This window comes from Deinococcus sedimenti, assembly GCF_014648135.1.
Lineage (GTDB): Bacteria > Deinococcota > Deinococci > Deinococcales > Deinococcaceae > Deinococcus > Deinococcus sedimenti.
In genome coordinates this window covers 72,467-97,023 of record NZ_BMQN01000012.1, presented here as the reverse complement: position 1 = coordinate 97,023, position 24,557 = coordinate 72,467, and the positions used below count along the sequence as shown (strand labels likewise).

Annotated in this window: 23 protein-coding genes; 19 read left to right on the top strand and 4 right to left on the bottom strand. The window is 71.8% G+C overall.

Features of this window, described 5'->3' with window-relative positions; genetic code table 11:
- The first annotated feature begins 229 nt into the window (after positions 1 to 229).
- Positions 230 to 1,159 carry an NAD(P)/FAD-dependent oxidoreductase gene (locus tag IEY69_RS16820; protein WP_189074305.1) on the top strand — a complete coding sequence of 310 codons (930 nt, stop codon included), beginning with the start codon at positions 230 to 232 and terminating at the stop codon, positions 1,157 to 1,159.
- Positions 1,160 to 1,184: 25 nt separating this feature from the next.
- Here IEY69_RS16820 and IEY69_RS22180 read toward each other — a convergent pair whose 3' ends face one another.
- Genes IEY69_RS22180 through IEY69_RS22170 form a run of 3 tightly spaced genes read right to left on the bottom strand, consistent with a single transcriptional unit; the run spans position 1,185 to position 2,661 of the window.
- Positions 1,185 to 2,060 (bottom strand): SulP family inorganic anion transporter, encoded by an 876-nt coding sequence (locus IEY69_RS22180; RefSeq protein WP_268243878.1) that lies wholly within the window; start codon positions 2,058 to 2,060, stop codon positions 1,185 to 1,187.
- Complete coding sequence (locus IEY69_RS22175; RefSeq protein WP_268243877.1) at positions 2,006 to 2,359, bottom strand: SulP family inorganic anion transporter; 354 nt, start codon at positions 2,357 to 2,359, stop codon at positions 2,006 to 2,008. Before IEY69_RS22175 ends, IEY69_RS22180 begins: the two co-directional genes overlap by 55 nt.
- On the bottom strand, positions 2,353 to 2,661 hold the full coding sequence (locus IEY69_RS22170) for a SulP family inorganic anion transporter (RefSeq protein ID WP_268243876.1): 309 nt from the start codon (positions 2,659 to 2,661) through the stop codon (positions 2,353 to 2,355). Before IEY69_RS22170 ends, IEY69_RS22175 begins: the two co-directional genes overlap by 7 nt.
- A 341-nt stretch (positions 2,662 to 3,002) precedes the next feature.
- On the opposite strand from IEY69_RS22170, the gene IEY69_RS16810 reads away from it, so the two are divergent.
- The 13 genes from IEY69_RS16810 (at position 3,003) to IEY69_RS16750 (ending at position 17,463) form a co-directional block, all read left to right on the top strand.
- Positions 3,003 to 3,308, top strand: coding sequence for a mechanosensitive ion channel domain-containing protein (locus tag IEY69_RS16810; RefSeq protein ID WP_189074304.1), 306 nt, complete (start codon positions 3,003 to 3,005; stop codon positions 3,306 to 3,308).
- The gene (locus tag IEY69_RS16805; protein ID WP_189074303.1) at positions 3,305 to 3,445 is read left to right on the top strand and encodes a hypothetical protein; all 141 of its coding nucleotides are present in this window, start codon (positions 3,305 to 3,307) and stop codon (positions 3,443 to 3,445) included. Before IEY69_RS16810 ends, IEY69_RS16805 begins: the two co-directional genes overlap by 4 nt.
- Positions 3,442 to 4,734 carry a DUF2254 domain-containing protein gene (locus IEY69_RS16800; protein WP_189074302.1) on the top strand — a complete coding sequence of 431 codons (1,293 nt, stop codon included), beginning with the start codon at positions 3,442 to 3,444 and terminating at the stop codon, positions 4,732 to 4,734. The genes IEY69_RS16805 and IEY69_RS16800 overlap by 4 nt, the downstream gene beginning before the upstream one ends.
- Positions 4,735 to 4,930: 196 nt before the next feature.
- Positions 4,931 to 5,074, top strand: coding sequence for a hypothetical protein (locus tag IEY69_RS16795; protein ID WP_189074301.1), 144 nt, complete (start codon positions 4,931 to 4,933; stop codon positions 5,072 to 5,074).
- Positions 5,074 to 6,399, top strand: a complete 1,326-nt coding sequence (locus IEY69_RS16790; RefSeq protein WP_189074300.1) for an ArsB/NhaD family transporter — start codon at positions 5,074 to 5,076, stop codon at positions 6,397 to 6,399. The genes IEY69_RS16795 and IEY69_RS16790 overlap by 1 nt, the downstream gene beginning before the upstream one ends.
- Positions 6,396 to 7,667 carry a cation:proton antiporter gene (locus tag IEY69_RS16785; RefSeq protein WP_189074299.1) on the top strand — a complete coding sequence of 424 codons (1,272 nt, stop codon included), beginning with the start codon at positions 6,396 to 6,398 and terminating at the stop codon, positions 7,665 to 7,667. Before IEY69_RS16790 ends, IEY69_RS16785 begins: the two co-directional genes overlap by 4 nt.
- A gap of 248 nt (positions 7,668 to 7,915) precedes the next feature.
- Positions 7,916 to 9,097: an ROK family transcriptional regulator gene (locus IEY69_RS16780; RefSeq protein ID WP_189074298.1), complete on the top strand. Its 1,182-nt coding sequence runs from the start codon at positions 7,916 to 7,918 to the stop codon at positions 9,095 to 9,097.
- 74 nt (positions 9,098 to 9,171) lie between these two features.
- Positions 9,172 to 10,797, top strand: a complete 1,626-nt coding sequence (locus IEY69_RS16775) for an ABC transporter substrate-binding protein (protein ID WP_189074297.1) — start codon at positions 9,172 to 9,174, stop codon at positions 10,795 to 10,797.
- Between the two features lie 78 nt (positions 10,798 to 10,875).
- A complete protein-coding gene (locus tag IEY69_RS16770) occupies positions 10,876 to 11,862 on the top strand; it encodes an ABC transporter permease (RefSeq protein ID WP_189074296.1) in 987 nt (328 codons plus the stop codon).
- Positions 11,859 to 13,778, top strand: coding sequence for a dipeptide/oligopeptide/nickel ABC transporter permease/ATP-binding protein (locus tag IEY69_RS16765; protein ID WP_229784049.1), 1,920 nt, complete (start codon positions 11,859 to 11,861; stop codon positions 13,776 to 13,778). Before IEY69_RS16770 ends, IEY69_RS16765 begins: the two co-directional genes overlap by 4 nt.
- Entirely contained in the window at positions 13,765 to 14,823 is a 1,059-nt protein-coding gene (locus IEY69_RS16760; protein WP_189074295.1) for an ABC transporter ATP-binding protein, read from the top strand. Before IEY69_RS16765 ends, IEY69_RS16760 begins: the two co-directional genes overlap by 14 nt.
- Positions 14,824 to 14,856: 33 nt before the next feature.
- Entirely contained in the window at positions 14,857 to 16,683 is a 1,827-nt protein-coding gene (locus IEY69_RS16755) for a glycoside hydrolase family 3 protein (RefSeq protein WP_189074294.1), read from the top strand.
- A gap of 225 nt (positions 16,684 to 16,908) precedes the next feature.
- Positions 16,909 to 17,463 carry an endonuclease V gene (locus IEY69_RS16750; RefSeq protein WP_229784048.1) on the top strand — a complete coding sequence of 185 codons (555 nt, stop codon included), beginning with the start codon at positions 16,909 to 16,911 and terminating at the stop codon, positions 17,461 to 17,463.
- A 331-nt stretch (positions 17,464 to 17,794) separates the two neighbouring features.
- Here IEY69_RS16750 and IEY69_RS16745 read toward each other — a convergent pair whose 3' ends face one another.
- Complete coding sequence (locus IEY69_RS16745) at positions 17,795 to 18,091, bottom strand: hypothetical protein (RefSeq protein WP_189074293.1); 297 nt, start codon at positions 18,089 to 18,091, stop codon at positions 17,795 to 17,797.
- Between the two features lie 102 nt (positions 18,092 to 18,193).
- Between IEY69_RS16745 and lexA the strand changes: the two genes are divergently transcribed.
- From lexA to IEY69_RS16720, 5 genes are all read left to right on the top strand, one after another.
- Positions 18,194 to 18,829, top strand: coding sequence for a transcriptional repressor LexA (gene lexA / locus IEY69_RS16740; protein ID WP_189074292.1), 636 nt, complete (start codon positions 18,194 to 18,196; stop codon positions 18,827 to 18,829).
- Positions 18,830 to 18,831: 2 nt separating this feature from the next.
- The gene (locus IEY69_RS16735) at positions 18,832 to 20,088 is read left to right on the top strand and encodes a Y-family DNA polymerase (protein ID WP_189074291.1); all 1,257 of its coding nucleotides are present in this window, start codon (positions 18,832 to 18,834) and stop codon (positions 20,086 to 20,088) included.
- Positions 20,085 to 20,327 carry a DUF6504 family protein gene (locus IEY69_RS16730; RefSeq protein ID WP_189074290.1) on the top strand — a complete coding sequence of 81 codons (243 nt, stop codon included), beginning with the start codon at positions 20,085 to 20,087 and terminating at the stop codon, positions 20,325 to 20,327. Before IEY69_RS16735 ends, IEY69_RS16730 begins: the two co-directional genes overlap by 4 nt.
- Positions 20,328 to 20,448: 121 nt before the next feature.
- Positions 20,449 to 23,610 (top strand): DNA polymerase III subunit alpha, encoded by a 3,162-nt coding sequence (gene dnaE, locus IEY69_RS16725; protein ID WP_189074289.1) that lies wholly within the window; start codon positions 20,449 to 20,451, stop codon positions 23,608 to 23,610.
- A 371-nt stretch (positions 23,611 to 23,981) separates the two neighbouring features.
- On the top strand, positions 23,982 to 24,539 hold the full coding sequence (locus IEY69_RS16720; RefSeq protein ID WP_189074288.1) for a hypothetical protein: 558 nt from the start codon (positions 23,982 to 23,984) through the stop codon (positions 24,537 to 24,539).
- The last annotated feature ends 18 nt before the right edge of the window (positions 24,540 to 24,557 follow it).

The following is a 24,557-nucleotide window of genomic DNA, read 5'->3' as shown; positions in this document are numbered from 1 at the left end:
ACCCTTGATCCGCTGCTCGCTCTTCAACTCCTGATTCCAGACCTCGCGTCAAGATAAAAGCCTGCGTGAGGAGCTCCGTTGAGGACCTCGGACGGCGGTGGTGCGCCGCTGGCCGGGCGCGTGCGTTCGCGGATCGGCCCGGCCTTCGGGCGCGGTGCGGAACGGGCGAGCGGGGTCAATGGTGAGCGGCGCGCTTGACGCGGATCGCCAGGCCCCTTCTATTGATAATGTGATATCAATAGAACAGTCGTACGACGTGATCGTCATCGGCGCCGGCAGCGCCGGCCTGAACGCCGCCCTGGTCCTCGGCCGCGCCCGCCGCCACACCCTCCTCCTCGACCATGGCCTCCCCCGCAACGCCCCCGCCCACGCCTCCCACGGCCTGCTCACCCGCGACGGCACGCCCCCGCTCGAACTGACCCGACTGGCCCGCGAGCAGCTCGCCCCCTACCCCGTGACCCTCCACACCGACGCCGCCGAGACGGCCGAAGCCCACCCCGGGCACTTCACCGTCACCCTGGGCGGCGGCCAGACCGTCCACGCGCGCCGCCTGCTGCTCGCCACCGGCGTCACCGACCAGCTCCCGGACCTCCCCGGCCTGCGCGAGGGCTGGGGCACCACCGTCCACCACTGTCCCTACTGCCACGGCTGGGAAGTGCGGGATCAGCACCTCGCCGACCTGATCCCCGGCGGCGGCAACCTCGCCTACCACCGGAGCGTGCTGCTGCGCCAGTGGACGCCGCACCTGACCCTGCTCACCCACGGCCCCGCCCACCTGACCGGCGAGCAGCGCTCCACCCTCGCGCACCTGGGTGTCCCCATCATCGAGCGGCCGGTCACCGGGTGGACCGGCCGCGCCGTGACCTTCCAGGACGGCTCCCACCTGGACCGAGACGCCCTGTTCATCACGCCCGGCCAGGCGCAGCGCTCCAGGCTGCCCGACCAGCTCGGCTGCGCCCGCACCGACCACGGGCCGCTGGCCGGCGTCCTGCTGGCGGTCACCGCAGCGACCGGCCAGACCAGCGTTCCCGGCGTGTACGCCGCAGGTGACATGATCGGCGAGCAGCAGGTGGTGCTCGCCGCCGCCAGCGGAGCGCGGGCCGCAGCCGCCCTGAACGCGGCGCTGTGCACCGAAGACGCCGCCCGCCCGGCCTCCTGACCGCGCCCGCGCGGGGCGCCGGCCGTCAGTGTCCGCCCAGCGCGTCCGGTTCAGCGCGGCCCGTCAGGGCGGCGGACGACCCGTCCAGGCCGGTAAGGTCCACCCGGAGTCCCTGCCGCTGGAACGCGCGCCGCACCTGATCGAGCGCCGCGACCGCCGAGGCGTCCCAGACCTGCGCGGCCGACAGGTCGATCACCACCCGCCCGGCCGCCGGCCCCGGCCCGAACCGCTCCGGGAGCCCATGCGCACTCACGAAGACCAGCGGACCGCTCACGTGGTACGTGAGGGTGCCGCGCCCGTCGTCAGTGGCCGTCACCTGCGCGGAGCGCGCCACGGTCCGGGCAAACATCAGCGCGCTCAGCACGACCCCCACCAGCACCCCCCGGCTCAGGTCGTGCGTGACGACCGTGACCCCCACCGTCGCGAGCATGACCGCCGTCTCCCCCCTCGGCGAGGCCCGCAGCGTCCGGACGCTGGCCCAGTCGAAGGTGCTGACCGACACGACGATCATCACCGCGACCAGCGCCGCCAAAGGAATCTGCACCAGCAGAGGCTGCAGCAGCAGGATCAGCGCCAGCAGCCCCAGCCCGGCCACCAGGGTCGACAGGCGCCCCCGGCCGCCGTTGGTCACGTTGATCATGCTCTGCCCGATCATCGCGCAGCCCGCCATCCCGCCGAAGCAGCCGGTGATGATATTCGCGACGCCCTGCGCGCGGGACTCGACGTTCTTGTCACTGGACGTGCCGGTCCGCTCGTCGATCAGCTGCGCGGTCAGCAGGCTCTCGATCAGGCCCACCAGCGCCAGGGTTGCCGCCACCGGCAGGATGATGCCCAGCGTCTCCAGGGTCAGCGGAACCGGCGGGACGGCCAGGGACGGCAGCGCCGTCGGCAGCGTCCCCATCTCCCCCACCGTGCGCACGTCCGCGCCGGTCGCACCGACACCACCGTGAGCACCACGATCGCCACCAGCGCGCTCGGCACCGCGCGGAACACGCGCGGCAGCAGCGCGATGATCGCCACGCCGGCGCCGACCATCGCGTACATCTGCCAGTTCTCGCCGGCGAACTGCGGCAGCTGCGCCAGGAGAATCAGGATCGCCAGGGCGTTCACGAACCCGACCATGACGCTGCGCGGCACGAACTTCAGGGAGCGGGCCAGGCCGGCCCAGCCGAACGCGACCTGCAGCGCGCCCGTCAGCACCGTCGCGGCGAACAGGTCGGCAGCCCGTGGTCCCGGACCAGGTCGGTCATGAGCAGAGCCATGGCTCCGGTCGCGGCACTGATCATGCCGGGCCACCCCCCGATCACGGCCGTGACGACCGCGATGATCACCGACGCGTACAGCCCCACCTGCGGGTCGACGCCAGCAATGACGGAAAAGGCGATGGCTTCCGGGATCAGCGCCAGGGCGACGACCAGCCCGGCGAGAAGGTCCGCCCGGGGATTGGCGGTCCACTCGCGGCGGTACCGGGACAGATTGAAACGAAACGGAATTGCGGTCATATGCACCTCTGTGGTGCCGTGACAACCGGCAGCAGGCGGCGGGCCCACTGCGCAGGAAGGCGCGCTGGCGGCGCACTTCGGGATTCGGTTATCGTCGGGGGCGTCACTCCAGGTGGAACGCCGCGCCCGCGGTCCCGGCAGTATGTCGCACGCGGCCGCGCCAGGCAAGCGCGCCACCGACCCGCGGCGCGGTCACGGCCCGCCCCGCATCAGAGGTCTGCAGCAAACCCCCGCACGACGTGAGCGTGCGGCTGTGAACCGGTCTGCTGTGGTGGCGATCATGGGGAAACCCGTCAGTGCCGCCACACGGCCCGCGCGGGCCGCGCCTCTACAGTGCCCGCATGAACTGGCACGTCGAACCGATCCTCACCAGATGTCAGGCGCTCCTGACCAGTCTGCCCGACGGGCTGCTCGGCCCGCTGCTGTTCGCGCTGGGCGTGAGTGGCGTGGCACTGTGTGCGTTCAAGGACATCTTCCAGAACCTGCGGGCGGGGCTGCTGATTCGGATCACGCGGCCCTTCCGGATGGGGGATCGGATCGTCAGGGGTGAGCCTGAAGGCACCGTGGAGGACATGCAGGTGCGGGCGACCGGCGGCGTCTGGCCGTCGGCATCGGGTATGGCGACAGCGTTGCGGAGGTCAGCGTGAACCTGGAGGTGCGCGACTGGACCGACCTGCCCCTCCCGACGCAGCAGGTGCGGCGCGATCAGACGGACGCGTCCGGCGGGGACCGCGCCCGGCCGCGTGAGGGCTGGCCGGCGCGCGGGGCGGTGGAGGGATCATGACGCGTTTCTGGCTGAGGGTCAGTGAGTGGACGGGGCAGTTCTGGTTCCTGCCGGCCGTGATGACGCTGGGCACGCTGCTGCTGGCGTGGGCCGGCATTCAACTCGAGGAGCAGTTCGGTGTCCCCGTGGGCCTGACGTGGGTGTATTCGGGTGGGGAGAGCGGCGCGCGCAGCCTGCTGTCGGCCGTGGCGAGCAGCAGCATCGGCGTGGCCGGGACGGTCTTTTCCATCACCATCGCGGCGCTGTCGTACGCGGCGGGCAGCATGGGCCCACGCCTGCTGGACAACTTCACGCGTGACCGGGGCAACCAGGCGGTGCTGGGGACGTTCATCGCGACGTTCGCGTTCACGCTGTTCAGTCTGCGCAGCGTGCAGGGCAGCGAGGACAATCCGTTCGTGCCGCACTACAACGTCACGGTCGCCATGGGGCTCGCCCTGTGCTGCGTGGCCGCGCTGGTGTACTTCCTGGCGCACGTGACGCGCAGCATCAACATGACGGCCGTCGTGAACCTGCTGCGCGACGACCTGCGCCGGGCGCTGGACCGGGCCACCCAGGAGAAGTCCACTGACACGGCGGTCACGGCGCCGCCCGAGGCGTTCTGGGCGGGTGGGGAGGTGCTGCGCTCACCGGACAGCGGGTACCTGCAACTGCTCGACACCGGCGCCCTGATCGCGTCGGCGGAACGTGAGGGCGTGGCCCTGCGGATCGTCGTGCGGCCCGGCGACTACGTGTTTCCGAACACGCCGGTCGCGGTGGGCGTCCCGCACCTGCCGGACCGGGTGCTGCCCGCACTGACCCTGGGGCCGAGGCGGGTGGCCGGGCAGGACCTGGAATTCACGGTCCGGCAGCTGGCGGAGGTGGCCGCGCGGGCGCTCAGTCCCGGTGTGAACGATCCCGTGACGGCCACCGACGTGATCGACCGGTTCGGGGACGCGCTGTGCCGCCTGCAGGGGCGCACCTGGCCGCCCGGGGTGGAGTACCGGGATCATCAGCTGCGACTGGTCTACCCGGTCACCACCTATGCGGGGCTGCTGGACAGCATGTTCCACCTGATCCGCCAGTACGGCAGGGGCAGTCCGGCCGTGACGCTGCGACTGCTGGACGTGCTGCGGATCGTGGCCGAGGGCGAGCCCGATCCGGCGCGGCGGCGGGAACTGCGGCGCCACGCGGACCTGACCATCGAGGACGCGCGGGCGAACACGGGCAACTCCGGTGACCGGAGTGATCTGGAGGCGCGGTACCACGCGTTCCTGCGGGGCAGCTGGAGCGCGCAGGAAGAGGAACCGTGACGGCGTTCCGCTGCGGGGGGCGCGTGAGGTGACGGGGCCGGGGCGCGGTGTGGACCGGTGAGAGCGCGGCGCGCGCCGCGCCCGGTACACTGACGGCGAGAACATCACGAGGTGGTGCCGGTGACCATACACCGACCTGGGGGAGACTGCGATCAGTCTCCCCCGTTGTGCTGCCGCCCCGTGACGAAGGAGCCAGATGAACCGTACGGAGAGACCACGAGACGAGACGCCCGAGCCGGTCGGCCGGGCCCTGAGACACCTGCTGCTGACGCTGTTCGGGCTGCTGGCCGCGGTGGGCGCCCTGGCGCTCGCGGCGGGCCTGCTGCTGAGGGGGCACTGATGCACGAGGGGACCTTCATTCACCTGCCCGCCGCGTGGCAGGCGCCCCTGGCGATCGGGCTGTTCATCCTGACGTACGTCCTGATCCTGGCCGAGAAGTACGTCCACCGCACGGTCGCGGCGCTGCTGGGCGCCTGCGCGGTCATGCTGCTGGGGTTGCTCGCGCCGGATCAGGCGTGGGGCGCGATCGATTTCAACACGCTGTTTCTGCTGTTCGGCATGATGAACATCGTCAACGTGCTCAGCCGCAGCGGCTTCTTCGACGTGGTGGCGCGCCGGGCGATGCTGCTCACGCGGGGCGAACCGGTGCGGGTGCTGTGGATCTTCAGCGCCCTGACGGCGGTGTTCAGCGCGTTCCTGGACAACGTCACCACCGTGCTGTTCATGGCGCCGGTCGTCGTGACGGTCGTCACGCGCCTGGGCCTGAAGCCCGTGCCGTTCCTGATCGCGGTGATCCTGGCCAGCAACACGGGCGGCACGGCGACCCTGGTGGGCGACCCGCCGAACATCATCATCGGTTCGGTGGCCGGGAAGGGCTTCGGGGATTTCCTGGTGAACGTCGCGCCGTTCGCGCTGGTCGCGACCGTGGTGGGCATCGCCCTCATGCAGTGGCTGATGACGCGGCGCGGCGACCTGACCGGTCCGGGCGCCGCGGACCGGCTTCAGGTGGCGCTGCGGGACACGCCCACGCCGAACGTGAACCGGAAACTCATGACGCAGGCGCTCGCGGTGTTCGGCGTGACGCTGGTGCTGTTCATGGTCGGCCACCCGCTGGGCCTGGAGGCGGGCCTGATCGCCCTGACGACGAGCACGTTCCTGCTGCTGATCGCGGACCTCGATCCGGTGGCGCTGTTCGAGCAGGTGGAGTGGGCGACGCTGCTGTTCTTCATGGGGCTGTTCGTGGTGGTGGGCGCGCTGGAGCACGCCGGCGTGTTCGAGCAGGTGGCGACCGCCCTGACGGCCGCGATGGGCGGCGACGTCGGGACCGGCATCCTGCTGATCGGGCTGGGCAGCGCGCTGATCAGTGGGTTCGTGGACAACATTCCGTTCACGATCAGCATGGCCAGCGTGCTGCGGGAGTTGCAGGGGACGCTGGGGGCGGGGATGGATCCGCTGTGGTGGGCGCTGAGTCTGGGGGCGTGCCTGGGCGGGAACCTGACCCTGATCGGCGCGTCGGCGAACATCGTCGTGGCGGATATCGCGGCCCGTGAGGGGCACCCGATCCGTTTCGGGGGCTTCATGCGGTACGCGACGCCGATCACGCTGGTGACGGTGCTGCTCGCCGTGGGCCTGTACTTCGCGGCGTACCGCCTGGGGGTCATGTGAGCCTGCTGGACCTGAGTGCAGTGCTGGTGGCGCTGACGGCCGCGCTGGCGTTCGTGAACGCCCGGTTCCTGAAACTGCCCGCCAGTATCGGCGTGACGGTGGGCGGGCTGCTGGTCAGCCTGCTGCTGCTCCTGCTGGCGGGGGCGGGGGTGCCGGCGGCGCTGGCGACGGTGGAGGCGGTGCGCAGCGTGGAGTTCGACGAGTTCGTGTTTCAGGGCGTGCTGTCGTTCCTGCTGTTCGCCGGGGCGCTCGGCGTGAACTCGCACGCGCTGTGGGCGCTGCGGGGGCCGGTGCTGGCGTTCGCGCTGCTGAGTACGGCCCTGTCGATCGCGCTGGTGGGACTGGGCACGTTCGCGCTGCTGGGCGCGCTGGGCCTCAGCGTGCCGCTGGTGCTGTGTCTGCTGTTCGGCGCGCTGATCAGCCCCACCGATCCGGTGGCCGTGCTGGGCATGCTCAAGCAGGCGCGGGTGCCCAAACGCATCGAGACGCTCGTGGCGGGCGAGAGCCTGTTCAATGACGGGGTGGGCGTCGTGGCGTTCGCGGTACTGGCCACCCTGGCGGGCGCCGGGCACGGTCAGGCGTCACCCGACTGGGTGGACGTCAGCGTGTTCTTCGTGCAGGAGGCCGCTGGGGGACTGCTGCTGGGCGGCCTGCTGGGGCTGCTGGGGTACCTCGCGCTGCGGGCCGTGAACGACTTCGTGACCGAGGTGCTGATCACGCTGGGGCTGGTGCTGGTCTGCACGGCGCTGGCCGCGCACCTGCACGTCTCGGCGCCGCTCGCGGCGGTCGCGGCGGGGCTGCTGGTCGGGTCGCTGACGGACCGGCGGCCCGGGGCGCTGTCCAGCCGCGAGCGGTTCGACAGTGTCTGGCACCTGCTGGACGAACTGCTGAACATCGCGCTGTTCGCGCTGCTGGCCCTGGAGATCGTGGCCGTGACCTTCAGCGGGCAGGCGCTGCTGGCGGGCCTGCTGGCCATCCCGCTGGTGCTGCTCGCCCGGGTGCTCAGCGTGCAGGGACCGTACCTGCTGCTCCGGCGCGGCACGGACTTCCCGCCGGTCACGCGCCGCCTGATGGTGTGGGGCGGCCTGCGCGGCGCGATCAGTGTGGCGCTGGCCTTCACCGTCCCGGCTGGTCCGGCCCGGGACCTGTTTCTGGTGATGACGTACGTGGTGGTGGTGTTCAGCATCGTCGTGCAGGGCCTGACCGTCGGGCGCCTGGCGCGGCAGGCGGCGCGCGCGCATCAGGCGGGTGATCCGGACCCCGCCTGAGTGGCGGGTCGTCCGTGGGCCGCCTGCGGTCCCCTGCTGGCGCGGGGGGGGCCGGGGCGGCCCTGGTCCTGGGCCGGGCTGGCGTGGAATCCCGGCCGGTGGGGGTCCTGGTGCGGGTCGGGCCGCCGGTGGGCCGGTCGCCAGCGGGGCGGTCCCGAGAAGACTGGGAGGGTCGCCGGGCGCTTGACAGGGATGGTGGGAGTACCTATCGTGAACGAGTCGTTCAATTAATTAAGTAAAGGAGTGAGATGCGATCGCAGAAGGTCGATCAGCGGGCCGCCCGCGTCATTCACCGCGCTCTGGTGCTGAATGAACTGCGCCGGTGCGGTCCACTCAGCCGCTCGCAACTGTCCGAGCGCACCCAGCTCAGTCCCGCCGCCGTGTCCTTCGTCACCGCCGACCTGCTCGAAGAGGATCTGCTCATCGAACGCGACCACCACACCGGCCGCGGCCGCGCCATCCCGCTGGACGTCAACTACGCCGGCCACTTCGCCGTGGGCCTGAAAATCATGGAGTCCGGCCTGGAAGCCGTCCTGACCGACCTGTCCCTGCAGGTCCTCGCCACCCTGACCGTCACGTACAGCGATCACACGCCCGCCAGCGTCACCGCCGCCGCCGCCCAGGCCACCGCCGCGCTGCTCGGCGGCGCCGGGCTGCCCCGCGAGCGCCTGGGCGGCGTGGGCCTGGGCCTGCCCGGCACCATCGGCCCGCACGGCACCTGCCTGACCTCCTACCGCCTGGGCTGGCGGGACGTGCCCATCACCGACCTGATCAGCCAGGCGACCGGCGTCCCCGTCTGGGCGGACAACGACGTCAACGCCTTCGCCACCGCCGAACGCCTCGTCGGGCGCGGCAAGCACGCCCGCGACTTCCTGGTCGTCACCCTCGGGCGCGGCATCGGCGCCGGGCTGATCCTGAACGGCGAACTGTACCGCGGCGGCCGCGGCGGCGCCGGGGAACTCGGCCACCTGCTCTCCGAACCCGGCGGCCGCCCCTGCGAATGCGGCAAGCTCGGGTGCCTGGAAGCGTACGCCTCCGAACCCAGCCTGCTGCGCCAGCTGGCCGAAGCGGGCCGCGCCCTGCCCGACGCCGCCAGCTTCGCCCGGCAGCTCCCCCACGACCCGGCCGCGCAGGCCATCACCGCCGCCGCCGGCGAGCGGCTGGGCCGCGCCCTGGCGCAGACCGCGAACCTGCTCGACCCGGACCTGATCATCGTGGGCGGCGAGGGCGTCCGCCTGGGCGACACCCTGTTCACGCCCCTGCGCCGCGCCCTAGACCGCCACCTGCACGCCGCGGGGCCAGGCACCCTGCCCGTCCTGATCGAGCCCTGGGGCGACGACGCCTGGGCGCGCGGCGCCGCCGGACTCGTCACCGAACAGTTCTTCGGGGACTCCACCCTGCATCAGCCCGCCCGCGCCTCCCCGGCTTGACCGGACCGCGCGCCGATCCCGCCGCCCCGCCCCCAGCGCGCCGGAACCCGCCCTGGTTCCGAAAGGACATCCCGATGAACAAGCTGACCCTGACCGCCCTCCTGGCCGCCACCCTGAGCGCCACCGCCCTGGCGCAGCAGCCCAGGCACGTGTTCACGGTCGTGCGCCCGACCCAGTGGGGCGCGCAGAACTTCAACCCCTTCGCGCCCGGCGACCAGCACCTGCTGCCCACCAACAGCGCCATCTACGAGTCGCTGTTCTACGTGAACACCCTGAACGGCAAGGTCACGCCCGTGCTGGGCACCAAGTACGTCTGGAGCAAGGACAACAGGACCCTGACCGTCACCACCCGCCCCGGCGTGAAATGGCATGACGGGCAGACCTTCAGCGCCCGCGACGCGGCCTTCACCTTCAACTACCTCAAGCAGAACCCCGCGCTGGACACCTCCGCCATCTGGAAAAACGGCCTGAGCGGCGCCAGAGCCACCAACGACACCACGCTGGTGCTGACCTTCACCAGGGCCAACACCACCATCTTCCCGTACGTGGCCGGGCAGATGATCGTCCCCGAGCACATCTGGAGCAAGATCAGCGCGCCCCTGACCGAAGCGAACGCCCGGCCCGTCGGCACCGGCCCGTTCACGTTCGACACGTACAGCCAGCAGGCGCTGCGCGTCCTGAAAAACCCCACCTACTGGATGAAAGGCCAGCCGTACATCGACGCGGTCGTGTGGGTGTCCACCAACAGCAACGACGCCGCCCTGCTGAAACTCCTGAAGGGCGAGGCCGACTACGGTTACGTCGGGCAGGCCGACCCCGTGAACGGCTATCAGAAGAAGGGGCCCAACAATCAGTTCTGGTGGCCCGTCACCGGCGACAACTACCTGTACTTCAACACCGCCAAGGCCCCCTTCAACGATCCCGCCTTCCGCCGCGCACTGGCCCAGGCGGTGAACACCGCCAACGTCGCCCAGAAGGCGTACGCCGGCGTAGCCAAACCCGCGCACAGCAGCGGCGTGATCCCCGGCCAGCAGGCGCAGTGGCTCCCGGCCGGGACGCCCACCCTGAAGTACAGTGTCAGCGCCGCCGACGCCGCCCTCACCCGCGCCGGGTACCGCAAGAACGCGCAGGGCGCGCGGCTCGGCAAGGACGGCACGCCCCTCCCGCCGTTCAAGATCCTGGTCGGCGCGGGCTGGACGGACTTCATCACCATGGCGCAGGTCATCAGCGAGGACCTGAAGAAGGTCGGCGTGACCACCCAGATCGACCAGCAGGCCTGGAGCAGCTACGCCGGGGGCCTGCAGACCGGCACGTACGACCTGGGCATCAGCTGGGGCTGGGGCGGCGGGCCCACCCCGTACTACCTGTTCAACCAGAGCTTCGCGCCCGAGTACAGCGCCCCGGTCGGCAAGACGGCCGCGTCGAACCTCTCGCGCTACACCAACCCCGCCGTGACGGCCGCGCTGGAGACCTTCCAGGCGACCAGTGACCCCGCCACGCAGAAGAAGGCCATGGCCACGGTCGTCAAGGCCCTCATGACCGACCTGCCCTGGCTGCCCCTGACCGACCGCTCGGAATTCTCGAACTACAACACGTCGCGCTTCACGGGCTTCCCCACCGCGCAGAACCCGTACAACGCGGGCACCGCCGACGACACGCCCGGCGCGCGCCTGATGTACCTGAACGTCAAACCCAAGTAACGCCCGTCCAGGCGCGCCCCCACCTCCCGGAGCAGGGGGCCGGGCGCGCCTCGTCCCGCACCCCGGAGGACCGCCCGCGTGCCCTACCTGCTGCGTAAATTCCTGATCCTGCTGCTGACCCTGTGGGCAGCCGTCACCCTGAACTTCATCCTGCCGCGCCTGGTGCCCGGCGATCCCATCGGCGCGATGCTCGCCAGGTACCAGGGGAAACTCGACCCGGCGGCCGTGGACGCCCTGAAGATCGCGTACGGCCTGAACGACCAGGGCAGCCTGGTGACGCAGTACCTGCACTACCTGGGACAGCTGCTGCGCGGCGACTTCGGGCGGTCCATCGGGCAGTTCCCCACGCCGGTCATGGACATCGTGGGGCAGGCCGCGCCCTGGACGATCGGGCTGGTGGGCGTCTGCACCGTGCTGGCGTTCCTGATCGGCAGCGCGCTGGGCCTGTACAGCGCGTGGCGGCGCGGGCGTTTCCTGGCCGACGCGCTGGCGCCGCTGGCACTGTTCCTGAACGCCATGCCGTACTTCTGGTTCGCGCTGCTGCTGCTGTACCTGCTGGCCTTCCGCACCGGCACGTTCCCGCTGAGCGGCAGCCTCGACCCGTTCCTGACGGCGGGCAGCGCCGAGTGGTGGACGAGCCTGCTGCGGCACGCCGCGCTGCCCGCCCTGACCATCGTGGTCACGGCCGCCGGCGGCTGGCTGATCACCATGCGCAACAACGTGATGGGCGTCCTCGGCGAGGACTACGTGGCGTTCGCGCGCGCCAAGGGCCTGAGCGAGGGGCGGCTGCTGAACCGCTACGTGCTGCGCAACGCGCTGCTGCCCAGCTTCACGGCGTTCGGCATGGCGCTGGGCTTCGTGGTGGGCGGCAGCATCCTCACCGAGACGGTGTTCTCGTACCCGGGCCTGGGCCTGCAGCTGTACGGCGCCGTGACCACCCTGGACTACCCACTGATGCAGGCGATCTTCCTGTTCATCGCGCTGGCGGTCTTGATCGCGAACTTCATCGTGGACGCTCTGTACGTGATCCTCGACCCGCGCGTGCGCGACGGGCGGGCCGCGTGAAGGCGCTGGCCTTCCTGAAAGTGCTGGCCTTCCTGCGCCGCTCTCCACGCGCCGCCGCCGGACTGGGCATCCTGACGGTCATGCTGCTCATGGCGCTGGGCGCGCCGCTGCTCACGCCGTACTCGCCCACCGCGCAGGACTTCGGGACGTGGCTGCCCCCGCAGGCCGCGCACCCGCTGGGCACCACCGCGCTGGGGCAGGACATCTGGGCGCAGCTGCTGTACGGCGCGCGCCTGACCCTGCTGATCGGCTTCACGGCCGGACTGGTCGCCACGCTGATCGGCACGGCGCTGGGCCTGAGCGCCGCGTACTTCGGCGGGCGCACCGACGAGGCCATCAACGTGCTGCTGAACGTGTTCCTGGTGCTGCCGGGCCTGCCGCTGCTGATCATCGCCAGCGCGTTCCTGCGCGGCGGGGGCGTGTGGTCGGTCATCGTGGTGATCGCCCTGACCGGCTGGGCGTGGGGCGCGCGAGTGCTGCGCGCGCAGGCGCTGACCGTGCGCGGGCGGGACTTCGTGGCGGCCGCCATCGCGTCCGGGGAGGGCCCCGCGCGGATCATCTTCGTGGAGATGCTCCCGAACCTCGCCGGGCTGATCGCCGCGAGCTTCTTCAGCACGGCGCTGTACGCGGCGCTGTCCGAGGCGGGCCTGGCGTTCCTGGGCATGGGCGACGTGTCGCAGGTCACCTGGGGCACCATGCTGTACTGGGCGCAGGCACGCGGGGCGCTGCTGCAGGGCGCGTGGTGGTGGATCGCCGCGCCGGGCCTGCTGATCGCGCTGCTGGGCACCGCCTTCGCCCTGGTGAACTTCGGCATCGACGAGATCACCAACCCCCGCCTGACCCAGACCGCCGGGCGCCGCCGGACGCGCCGCACCCCGCCCCAGGCCGCCGTGACCGGGAATGCCCCGGACGGGGCGCTGCTGGCTGTGTCGCACCTGAACGCCGGGTACGTCACGCCGCAGGGCGCGCGCGTGCGGGCCGTGCGGGACGTGAGCCTGCGGGTCGCGCCGGGCGAGTTCGTGGGCCTGGCCGGCGAGTCCGGCTGCGGGAAGTCCACCCTGGCGTTCGCCGCGACCCGCCTGCTCGCCCCGCCCGGCGAGGTCTTCAGCGGGCAGTCCCGCCTGAATGGGCAGGACCTGCTGGCCCTGAGTGACGCCGAGCTGCGGCGCGTGCGCTGGCGGGACTACTCGGTGGTGTTCCAGGCCAGCATGAACGTCCTGAACCCCGTGCTGCGCGTGCGCGAACAGATCTTCGACGCCATGCAGGCCCACGGCGTGACCGACCCGGCCACGCTGGAGGCCCGCGCGCGCGAACTGTTCGACCTGGTCGGGCTGCGTGCCGACTACCTGAGCGCCTACCCGCACCAGCTGTCGGGCGGCATGAAGCAGCGCGTGGTGATCGCCATCGCCCTGGCGCTCGAACCGAAACTGGTCGTCATGGACGAACCCACCACCGCGCTGGACGTGGTCGTGCAGCGCCAGATCCTCCAGGAGATCGACGCCGCCCGGCGCCGCCTGGGCATCGCGGTGGTGTTCATCACGCACGACCTGTCCCTGCTTGTCGAGATGAGTGACCGCATCGCCATCATGTACGCCGGGGAGATCGTCGAGGAGGCCCCCGCCGCCGACCTGTACGCCCGGCCGCTGCACCCGTACACCGAGCGGCTCATGCACGCCTTCCCGCCGCTGGACGGCCCGCGCGAGCGCCGCAGCGGCATCCCGGGCCGCCCCCCGCCGCTGAGCGCCGACCTGACCGGCTGCCCCTTCCACGACCGCTGCCCCAGTCGCATGCCGGGCACCTGTGACGTGCAGGCCCCGGCCAGCGTGACCGTCCGCCCCGGGCACCGCGTCGCGTGCTTCCTGCACGCCCCGGACGCCCGCCCCGCCCCGCAGGAGACCGCCGATGCCGCCGACTGACCCCGCCGATCACGACCCGCCCGCCCTGGAACTGCGCGGCCTGACCAAGGTGTTCCCGGTGGGCCGCTCGGGCCGCAGCGTCGTGGCCGTGAACGACCTGACCCTGACGCTGCGCCGCGGCGAGGTGCTGGGGCTGGTCGGCGAGTCCGGCAGCGGCAAGAGCACTGTCGCGCGGCTGCTCTCGCGGCTGCACGAGCCCACCCGGGGCGAGATCCGCCTGAACGGCCAGCCGGTTCCCGCCCGCCTGGGTGGCCGCGCCCTGCGCGCCTTCCGGGGGCAGGTGCAGATGATCTTCCAGGATCCGTTCTCCAGCCTGAACCCGCTGCACACCGTGGGGTACATCGTGGGCCGCCCCCTGCAGATCCACGGCGGGGCGCGCGGCGCGGCCGTCGCCCCCCGCGCCCGCGTCGCGGCGCTCCTGGACCGCGTGGGGCTGTCCCCGGGTGCCGAGTACGCCGCCAAGCGCCCCCATGAACTGAGCGGCGGTCAGCGGCAGCGCGTGGTGATCGCCCGCGCGCTGGCCGCGCGGCCCACCGTGCTGCTCGCGGACGAACCCACCTCCGCACTGGACGTGTCCATCCGGCTGGACATCATGAACCTGCTGCTCGACCTGCGAGGCAGCGAGGGCCTGTCCATGCTGTTCATCACGCACGACCTGGCGGGCGCGCGCTACGTCAGTGACCGCGTGGCCGTGCTGTACGCCGGGCACGTCGTCGAGATCGGCCCGGCCGAGGCGGTCATCAGCCGGCCGCGCATGCCGTACACGCAGCTGCTGCGCCGCGCCGCGCCCGACCCGGAGCACCCGCAGGGCGCGTGGAGCGGCGCGCGCGGCGAGGTGCCGGACCTCTCGAACCTCCCGCCCGGCTGTCCCTTCGAGCCGCGCTGCGAGCACGCCCGCGCCGAGTGCCGCGCCGCGCTGCCCCGCCTGTACGACGTCGGCCCCGGCCACCAGTCCCGCTGCGTCCTGCACGACCCCGCCCTGAACGACCCGGCACTGAATCCCGAAGCGCCGCGCGCTCCCCTGGCCGCCGCACCGAGCGCCTGACCCCTCTGCCCCTCCCGTAAGGACGTGCCCCCCATGACCCACCCGTTCGTCGACGACCTCCTGAACCGCATGACCCTGGACGAGAAGATCGGCCAGATGACCCAGCCCGAGAAGAACAGCGTCCGCCCCGGCGACGTGGCCCGCCTGGGCCTGGGCTCCGTCCTGAGTGGTGGCGGCGGCAACCCCGACCCCAACACCCCACAGGCGTGGCGGGACATGGTCACCGCCCTCATCGACGAGGCGCAGGCGTCACGCCTGAAGATTCCGCTGCTGTACGGCTCGGACGCCGTGCACGGGCACAACAACGTGGTCGGCGCGACCATCTTCCCGCACAACATCGGCCTGGGCGCCGCCGCTGACCCGGACCTCGTGCGGCGCATCGGGCGCGCCACGGCGCTGGAGGCGGCCGCCACGAACGTCCGCTGGGCCTTCGCGCCCGCCGTCAGCGTCCCGCAGGACTTCCGCTGGGGCCGCAGCTACGAGGGGTACGCGCAGGACCCGGCGCTGGTGGGCCGCCTGGCCGCCGCGCTCGTCGAGGGCCTGAAAGGCGAGGGCTGGAACAGCCCGACCGCCGTGCTGCCATCGGTCAAGCATTTCGTCGCGGACGGCGCGACCGACTGGGGCAGCGGCAAGCGTGCCCGCATGACCGACCCCGACCAGGACCGCACGCTGGCCATCGCGCAGATGGGCGAGGACTTCGTGACCCTGCTCGACCGGGGCGCGTGGCAGATCGACCAGGGCGACGCCACCATCGACGAGGCCACCCTGCGCGCCGTGCACCTCCCGCCCTACCGCGCGGCCCTCGAGGCTGGGGCGCTGAACGTCATGGTGTCCTACAGTTCCTGGCAGGGCCTGAAACTGCACGCGCACCGGTACCTGATCACGGACGTCCTGAAGGGCGAACTGGGCTTCGCGGGCTTCGTGGTGTCCGACTGGGAGGGCGTGCAGCAGGTCGCCGCCGACTTCGACGAGGCGGTGCGGACCTCCATCAACGCGGGCGTGGACATGGTCATGGTGCCCTTCGACTACGAGCGCTTCATCGCGTCCCTGCGCCGCGCCGTGCAGGCGGGCGAGGTGCCGCAGGCCCGCATCGACGACGCCGCGCGGCGCATCCTGAGCGTCAAGCACACCCTGGGCCTCTTCGAGAGGCCGCACACCGACCCCACGCTGGACGTGGTGGGCTGCGCCGCGCACCGCGCGCTGGCCCGCGAGGCCGCCGCCCGCTCCGCCGTGCTGCTCAAGGACTGTGGGGTGTTTCCCCTGGGCGGCGCGCCGCTGCTCGTCGCCGGGGAGGCCGCCGACGACATCGGCCTGCAGTGCGGCGGCTGGACCGTCAGCTGGATGGGCGCCCCCGGCCCCACCACGCCCGGCACCACCCTGCTCGCCGGGCTGCGCGGGCGCGGCCTGGACGTGACCTTCGACCCGGACGCCCGGGCAGAGACCCGCTTCCCCACCGGGCTGGTCGTGCTGGCCGAGGACCCCTACGCCGAGGGCATGGGCGACCGCGCCCAGCTGACCCTGACCAGCGCCCAGCGCGACCTGATCGCCCGCGTGCAGGCCCGCTGCGACCGGATGGGCGTCGTGCTGTACGCCGGCCGCCCGCTGATCGTCACGGACGACCTGCCCGGCTGGGACGCCTTCGTCGCCGCGTGGCTGCCGGGCAGCGAGGCGGGCGGACTGGCGGACGTCCTGACCGGCGCGCGTCCCTTCACCGGACGGCTCCCGTTCGACTGGCCCCGCACCCTGACCGACCTGCCCCGCCGCCCCGGAGCGCAGACCCTCTTCCCCGCCGGGACCGGCCTGACCGCGGCGCCGACCACAGCGCCGATCCCGGCCGCCCAGGCGGCCAGTCAGCCGTAACGGACCGGCCGCCCGATCGCCACCCCTGAGTGTGCTCGGAGCCGCGCCGCCGCCGCCTCACCGACGTCCTCTCACAGCAGAATTCAGAGGGATTGAGTGCTTCCCCCAATCCCTCTGAATCGAGCAGAGCGAGCACCTGAACACCGCTGGCAGCCAGCGTGACGTCCCCAGACTGGACGCAGGCGGCGCCCCCCCGCTCAGGTGCAGCGTGTCATCCTGGGTGACATGCCTGCGTCCCTGCCCGGCGTCTCCTCACGGCTGAAGGCGTGTCTGGACGTGGATTACCGGCCCGATGAGGCTGTGGCTGCGTGCGTGCTGTTCGCCGGGTGGACCGACGCTCAACCTGCCCGTACCGTTCTCGAGCGCGTCTCGCCGGTCGAGCCGTATGAGCCCGGCGCGTTCTACCGGCGCGAGCTGCCCTGCCTGCTCGCGGCGCTGCGTCCCGTCCTCCCGCTGCTCGACACCATCATCGTGGACGGTCACGTCTGGCTGGACGGGGACGGGCGGCCGGGCCTGGGCGCGCACCTGTACGCGGCACTCGGCGAGCAGATCCCGGTGATCGGCGTGGCGAAAACGGCGTTCGCGGGCGCCCCCGGACTGGAAGTCCGGCGCGGCCAGAGCGCGCGGCCCCTCTACGTGACCGCCGCGGGCCTGACACCTGAGGTGGCGGCCCGGCACATTCAGACCATGCACGGCCCGCACCGCCTGCCCACCCTGCTCAAACAGGCGGATCAGGCGTGCCGCCGGGCTCAGGGATCCGGTCGCCCGGAGTTCGAGTAGGCAGCGGGGAGTGATGGGCCAGAGGCCCCGGTGGGCGGTCACCGGCAGGGACCGCGGGACCGTGACGCCCTGACCCCGGGCGTGAGCGGCCCGCAGGAACGTCACCGGGGCCTGGCGGTCCAGCCGTTCGAATGGGAGGTTCAGCTGCCTACCCAGGGACGTCCAGATTCGTGTGAAGGCGTTCAGCTTGGCGGCTTCGCTGCACGTCCGGACGCGCGGGTGGGTGAGGGGATCGTCCGGTCAGCCCTGTTCATGCAGATCGTCGACGCACGCGAGGCCGGCGTCACCGTTCGTGTCTCCAGCCTCTCTGGTGGGCCGCGCCGGGCAGGTTTCAGGAATCGATGTCGGTGAGGTTCTCCAGCGCCTGGGCCAGGAGGCCCTGCACCCAGGCCCGGACGACCGGGGCTTTCTCTGGGAAGGAGCCGAGCAGGCGCACGTCCGCCACCTGCGCCACGCTGAAGGTCAGTTCGGTGTCCTCGCCGTACTGCTCGTGGATGGCGGCTTCGAGGTCACGGCGGACCAGCTCGCCGAGGCGCAGGGGGTCGGGGCCGGGCGTGCGGATGACCGTGCCGCCCGCGTAGGTCTTCTGTTCGGTCCGGGTCAGGCGGATCTCGATGCGGCGTTCCATGAAGGCCTCCCCAGGAGGCCGCGCTCTTGACGCGAAATCCTGTCATCGGTCACCATACACGAAACTATCAAAGCATTCTTCGATAGTTCGGAGTGAACCCTGATGCCCCCCCGCCTGACCCAGTTACGCCTCAACCTGCTGCGCCTGACCGCGCAGCTCACCCGCGGCGGCGGCCCCCCCAGCGCCGCCGAACTCGCCCGCGCCGCCGCCCTCACGGAAGCCACCATCTCCTTCCACCTCAAAGCCCTCGTCGAACTCGGGCTGATCGAACGCACCGGCGCCCGGGGCCGCCTGCTCCTCACCGAGCAGGCCAGAATCGCCATTCAGGACGGCATTCCCATCTACGGCCTGGTGGCGGCGGGCGCGCCGATCCTCGCCGAGCAGACCCCCGATCACGTCACCCCCAGCCTCGACCAGCTCCTCGGCGTCAAGGACGGCGACTTCCTGCTGCAGGTGCGCGGCGACTCCATGACCGGCATCGGCGTGATGGACGGCGATTACGTCCTCGTGCGCCCCACGCCGGAAGTGCTCGACGGTGAAGTCGCCGTCGTCCTCATCCCAGGAGACAACGCGGCCACGCTCAAACGCGTGTACGTGTTCGGCGATGAGGTCGTGCTGATCAGCGAGAACCCCGACCATCCGCGGCGCACGTATCCCGCCGCGGACGTGCAGATCCAGGGGCGGATGGTCGCCCGGCTCGGCCTCGCCGGACCCCGCCCCCTGACGCGGAGGGCCTGACCGTGGACGGACGCACGCCGAGCCTCACCGCCTGCGTCCTGCTCGCCCCCTGGCCGCTGGCGCACGTCCGGCGTCAGCATCCGGGCGTTCCGGTCGCCGTGCTGAATGACGCCCGCAGGGTCACGCAGACCTGCCCGCTGGCCGCTCAGTCTGGCGTCGTGACCGGCATGCGCGAGGTGGCCGCGCTCTCCCGCTGCCCGGAGCTGCACGCCGAGGTCGTCCCCGCCCCGGAAGCGCAGGCGGTCTGGGCCGAACTGCTCGAGCAGCTCTACGCGCGGTTCAGTGACCGGGTGGAGGGCCGGGAGCGCGGCGCCGCGTTCCTGAATCTGTCGGCCCGCGGGGCGCGTGATCTCGCCGCGGCCCTTCACGCCCCCGTGGGCCTCGCTTCCAGCCGGGAACTCGCGCAGCTCGCCGCGCTGAGAGCCGGAGCGGGCGAGGTCAGGTCGGTGCCGTCCGGCGCCCGGGCCGAGCAGGCCTTCCTGACGCTCACGCCCCTGGCGCACCTCACCGCGCTGGGCGTCCCCCGGGCGACCCTGGAGCACCTGCATTTCCTGGGTCTGCGCGACCTGGGCGGGCTGATGGCATGGAGCGCGGCGCAGCGCGAAGCCTTCCTAGGCGTCGACGTCGGCAGGCGCCTGAACCGCTTCCTGAAAGGCGAGCGCCTCACCGCCGTGGAGGCATACCGCCCCGGCCAGGTGCTCGAAGCCTCCCTCGGGTTCGACCTGCCCCTGACTGAACCGGCGCAGGTGGACGCCGCCCTGCGCGACCTGATGCCCGGCCTGATCACCGAACTCCGGGGCCGCCTGGCCGCCACCCTCACCGTTCATGCGGACACCCTCGGCGGCCGCCTCTCGGCCACCCGTCAGCTGAAGTGGCCCCTCGACGACGACGCGCTGGGCCGGGTGGCCGGACTTGCGCTCCAGGACGCCGGCGCGCTGGCCCTGGGCATCGACCGGCTGACCGCGCAGCTCGGCGGGATCGCGCAGCCTGCCCGCATGGTGGGCCTCTGGGCGGGCGTTGCCGAACTGGAGGTCACCACGACCGTCCTGACCCGCTTCCCGGAGGCGCTGGTGCGAGTGGAGTGGCTGGACCCCTGGGCGTACGCCCCGGACGCGCACTACGCCTGGGTGGACTGGGTGACCGGGCAGGTCCGGGCCCGCGAGATGACCCCCCGGCAGTCGTGGACGCCCAGGCCCGCCGCGCGCCGCGAGCAGGCGGTGCAGCGCGTCCTGGCGTTTTTCGAGGGACAGCAGCTGTGAAGGCGTACCAGACTGAAGTGCAGGTCGACGTGCGGGAGGCCCGGCCCGCCCGGCTGACCTGGCACGGTCAGGTGTACCCCGTGCAGGCCGTGCTTGACGAGTGGCAGTACGGGGGCCGGTGGTGGTTGGGGGAACGGCCCCGCACCTGCTACCTCGTGCAGGCGGGGCCCCTGACCGCCGAACTGCACCGCGAGGATGGGGAGGGGGGCCGCTGGTGGCTGGCACGCCTTCAGGATTGATCGGAACCTGGCGCGTGACGCCGCGCGCCCGCAGTCTCACGGACCCCGCTGCGTTCCCCCCGCGGCCCGCCGTCCGCCCGCCTGAGCGGCGCCAGCGCCTGAGCGCGCGTCCTGGGGCGCGATGACCACGCCCCGCACCCTGACGGCCCTCCTGGCGTGCCAGTCGTTCTTCAGTGAGGGGCGCAGCACGGTCAGTCCCCGGCGCCTCGTGCAGACGGCGAAGGCGGCCGGCTTCACGGCCGTGGGCCTGGCGGACTGGTGCAGCGTGGCCGGGGCCGTGGAACTGTGCGACGAGGCCCAGGCGCAGGGTCTGCAGGCCGTGACCGGCGTGACCCTGCCCGTCCTGTTCCCCAGTCCACCGCGGGCGTCCACGCCCACCCAGATGTTCCCCGTGGTGCTCCTGGCCCGCACGCGGGCGGGCTACACGACCCTGTGCGAACTGATCACCGCCGTGAATCTCAGCCATCCGGACGGCCTGCCGCTGGACGTGCTGCGCGAGGCAGGCGGCGGCGTGCAGGAGCACCTCGTGTGCCTGACCGGAGGCAGGGCGGGCTTCCCGACCGCGCTCGGGGAGCAGCGGGACCTGGCGCGGGCCGCGACGTACCTGCGGCTGCTCCGGGCGATCTTCCCGTCCGCGCTGTACGTCCAGCTCTTTCACGGGCAGGCCCCGAACGAACGCCGCCGCCTGGACTACCTGCGCGGTCTGGCGCGGGACCTGGACCTTCCGGTCGTGGCCGCGCCGGAGGTCAGCATGGCCACCCCGGACGAGTACCCGCTGCTGGACGCGCTGACCTGCGCGCGACTGGGCATCGACGTGCAGACCCCGCACGCCGAGCGCCCCCGCAACACCGCCCGGCACGTGGGGACGCCGGACAGCTGGGCGGCCCTCCTGCCGTTCGGGGACGCGCTGCTGAACGCGCAGACCCTGACCCGCAGCTGCGCTTTCCAGCTCCTGCCGGAGCGGCTCAGCGTGCCGGAACCGACCGTCCGGCCCTTCCAGACTGCGCAGGAGGCGCTGGAGGAGCGCATCTTCCGGGACCTGCCGGCGCGCTACCGGCCCGATCAGCGCGCGGCCGCGCTGGAGAGGGTGCGGGCCGAACTCGCCACCGTCACCGAGCTCGACCTGGCCGGGTTCTTCCTGACGGCCGCCGAGGTGACCGATTACTGCCGCGCGCACGGGATCCTCGCGGCGGGACGCGGGAGCGCCGCGGGAAGCGTGCTGTGCTTCGTGCTGGGCATCACGCTGAGTGACCCGCTGGCGCACCACCTGTTGTTCGAGCGCTTCCTGCACACCGGGCGCACCAGCATGCCGGACGTGGACATCGACATCGCCAGTTCCCGGCGGGATCAGGTGCTCGCCTGGGTGGAGGAGCGCTGGGGCCTGACCGGCACCGGGGAGGCGATGGTCGCCAACCGCGTCACGTACCGCCTCAAGAGTGCCCTTCAGGATCTCGGGCGGGCGCTGGGCCTGCCGCCTGAACTGCGCGACCGGCTCAGCCGGTCCCTGGGGCGCGATTACGGGCACCTGCGGCCCCACCAGGCGCGGGACGCGGAAGCGGTCTTCACGGAGGTCCTGGGGGACGCGCCGGTCAAGCAGGCCCTCCTGACGCTGCTCGAACAGGTCGAAGCCCGGTTCACTCGGCATCTGGCGCCGCACTCCGGGGGCGTGGTGCTCAGCAGTGAGGCCCTGACCCACTTCAGTCCGCTCACGCGGTCCAGTGGCGGGATCCGCATGCTGACGTTCAACAAGGACGACGTCGAGCGCCTCGGGCTGATCAAACTCGATCTCCTGGGCCTGCGGATGCTCGCGGCCCTCGAGCGCGCCCGCGAGGAGGTGCTGCGGCTGACCGGCGAGTGGGTCGAGTACGGCCAGCTGCCGGATGACCCCGGCGTCTGGCGGGAGATCAGCGCCGGGGACACCATGGCCCTGTTTCAGATCGAGTCCCCGGCGCAGGTGCAGATGACGGCCCGACTGCAACCGAAGGACATGACGCAACTCGCCCACCAGATCGCCTTGATCCGCCCTGGACCCATTCAAAGTGGCACCGTGCACCCGTACGTCCGACGCGCCCGGGGCGAGGAACCCGTCCCAGAGATGCCTGAGCCCCTGAACTCCATCCTGGCCGCCACGCACGGGACGTTGATGTTTCAGGAGCAGATCCTGCGCCTCGCCGTGCAGTACGCCGGGATGGACTGGCCGGCCGCGGACCGCTTCCGGAGTCGCCTGAGCAAGGTGGAGGACGAGGACGAACGGGCGGCCCTTCGTCAGTCCTTTCTGGACGGCGCAGCCGCGACCGTCGGGGCCTTTCCCTGGGAGGCGGAGGCGGTGTTCGAGCAGTGTGCCGCCTTCCGGGGCTACGGCTTTGCGGAGTCCCACGCGCACGCGTTCGCGCAGCACAGTTACGCGAGTGCCTACCTGCGCCGTCACCACCCGGCCGCGTACTTCGCGGCGTTCCTGACCGAGGCGCCCGGCATGTGGCCCGCCAGCACCATCGCCGGAGAAGCCGCGCGGCGGGGGGTTCGGCTCTCCGGCGCGTGCGTGAACCGCTCAGGTGTGTCGTACCGGGCCGAAACGGCGCAGCTGGTCCGGGTCCCCCTGACTGCCGTGAAGGGCGTCGGTGCGGACGCGGCGCGGCAGATCGTGCGGGAACGCCTGACGAACGGCAAATTCCTGGGCGCCGAGGACTTCTACGACCGGGTCGAACTGAACCGGGACGCGCTGGACGCCCTGGTGAAGGCGGGCGCCTTCGACGCGGTCGACCGGCACCGCAACCGGCGTGAGGCGTACTTCGTGCTCCAGACGGTCGCCCACGCCCGGGCAGCAGGGACGCGGGCGCTGCTCGCACCGCAGGTCATCCCGCCGGAGATGCCGGAGCTGCCGCTCGACGTGCAGGCCGCGCTGGACACAGATCTGACCGGCACGACCCCGACCGGACGCCACCCCCTGGACGCGCACCGCGCCCGACTCCGCGACCTGGGCTGCGAGACCCTGGCCAGTTTGCGGCACGGCGCGACCGTCTGGGCGGCCGGGGTCATCACGGCGCGGCAGCGGCCCCCCACCGCCAACGGCTTCGCGTTCTACGTACTGGAGGACGCGACCGGCCGCGTGCAAGCGATCATCAGCCCGGACCTGTGGGACGCCCACCGGATCCTGCTGCGCGACGCCCGGGCACTCATCGTGCGGGGGCAGGTCACGCGGCGGGGCCGCGCCGTCACCGTGCGCGTCGAGGGACTCGCGGACCTACCTCTCCGGCCGGGCAGCGCGTCGCAGGCCGCCGACTGACCGAGAGTGTCTACCCAGCAGGGGGAGTGGCGGGCCGAGTCCCGCGACGCACAGGGGCGACGTCAGTGCCGTACGGTAAGGACGCCTCCGTCTCCCTGGCCTGGGTGGCAGGACCGGTCACGGGCGGCGCACACGGGAGGGCACTGATGCACAGAGACGCGGGGTGGGCAACACACAGGACGCAGGGAGCCGGCCGAGGCAGGAGGTGGGCGGTGATGCTGACCGCCTTAGTGCTGGGGCCAGCCGAGGCAGGAGGTGGGGGGGCGCCGACTCCCCCGCCATTCGTCCTCACGTTCAGGCTGGACGAATCGGCGTGGACAGGTGAGCAGCGGAGACCGTGGACGGTGCCCGGCACCACCGTTCAGGCGCACGTGAGTGGGAAGGGAGACGACCAGAGTTCCGGGACGCCGGTGGGCGTGGCCGTGGCCGTCAAGAACTCATTGGTCCAACTCACGCTGCCAGCCCGTCTGGACGAGCGGCTGCTCACGCCGCTGCCTGACCTGCCCTTGTTCGCTGCCAGGTGTGGAACCGACACCTACAGCCTGAGCGACCCGCAGGCCCGCGTCGCCCGGGCGGACCTCGTCGCGACGTACCGGAAGGAAGGCGAGATCCGCTCAGTGGAACTCACCCACTGGCTGGAAGAACGCACGTCAGGCAGCACCTCGATCGCTGAATACAGCGAGAGTGCCGTTTCTGTCCTGATCTACGCCGACCGGCCAGTGACCCTGAAGTACCGGGACGCCTGTGAGAGTTCAAGGGAACAGCCGGAGTTCTGGTACACCAGCTCCAGCCAGTACAATCTCGATCTTCACCTGCGGCGTGGGTGGAACATGGTGGAGGTCAATGTCTACGCGTCCAGTGCCCGCGATTACGACCGGAAGATTCTGACCATCCGGGACTCGTCGCTCAAAGGGTACTGGACACCATAGTCCGGTCCTCGACCGAAG

Bases quoted from the DNA above. Each gene is read 5' to 3' on its own strand.
- IEY69_RS22180 (WP_268243878.1), bottom strand. From the start codon at position 2,060: ATGGGGACGCTGCCGACGGCGCTGCCGTCCCTGGCCGTCCCGCCGGTT.
- IEY69_RS22170 (WP_268243876.1), bottom strand. From the start codon at position 2,661: ATGACCGCAATTCCGTTTCGTTTCAATCTGTCCCGGTACCGCCGCGAG.
- IEY69_RS16810 (WP_189074304.1), top strand. From the start codon at position 3,003: ATGAACTGGCACGTCGAACCGATCCTCACCAGATGTCAGGCGCTCCTG.
- IEY69_RS16800 (WP_189074302.1), top strand. From the start codon at position 3,442: ATGACGCGTTTCTGGCTGAGGGTCAGTGAGTGGACGGGGCAGTTCTGG.
- IEY69_RS16795 (WP_189074301.1), top strand. From the start codon at position 4,931: ATGAACCGTACGGAGAGACCACGAGACGAGACGCCCGAGCCGGTCGGC.
- IEY69_RS16790 (WP_189074300.1), top strand. From the start codon at position 5,074: ATGCACGAGGGGACCTTCATTCACCTGCCCGCCGCGTGGCAGGCGCCC.
- IEY69_RS16780 (WP_189074298.1), top strand. From the start codon at position 7,916: ATGCGATCGCAGAAGGTCGATCAGCGGGCCGCCCGCGTCATTCACCGC.
- IEY69_RS16775 (WP_189074297.1), top strand. From the start codon at position 9,172: ATGAACAAGCTGACCCTGACCGCCCTCCTGGCCGCCACCCTGAGCGCC.
- IEY69_RS16760 (WP_189074295.1), top strand. From the start codon at position 13,765: ATGCCGCCGACTGACCCCGCCGATCACGACCCGCCCGCCCTGGAACTG.
- IEY69_RS16755 (WP_189074294.1), top strand. From the start codon at position 14,857: ATGACCCACCCGTTCGTCGACGACCTCCTGAACCGCATGACCCTGGAC.
- IEY69_RS16750 (WP_229784048.1), top strand. From the start codon at position 16,909: ATGCCTGCGTCCCTGCCCGGCGTCTCCTCACGGCTGAAGGCGTGTCTG.
- IEY69_RS16745 (WP_189074293.1), bottom strand. From the start codon at position 18,091: ATGGAACGCCGCATCGAGATCCGCCTGACCCGGACCGAACAGAAGACC.
- lexA (WP_189074292.1), top strand. From the start codon at position 18,194: ATGCCCCCCCGCCTGACCCAGTTACGCCTCAACCTGCTGCGCCTGACC.
- dnaE (WP_189074289.1), top strand. From the start codon at position 20,449: ATGACCACGCCCCGCACCCTGACGGCCCTCCTGGCGTGCCAGTCGTTC.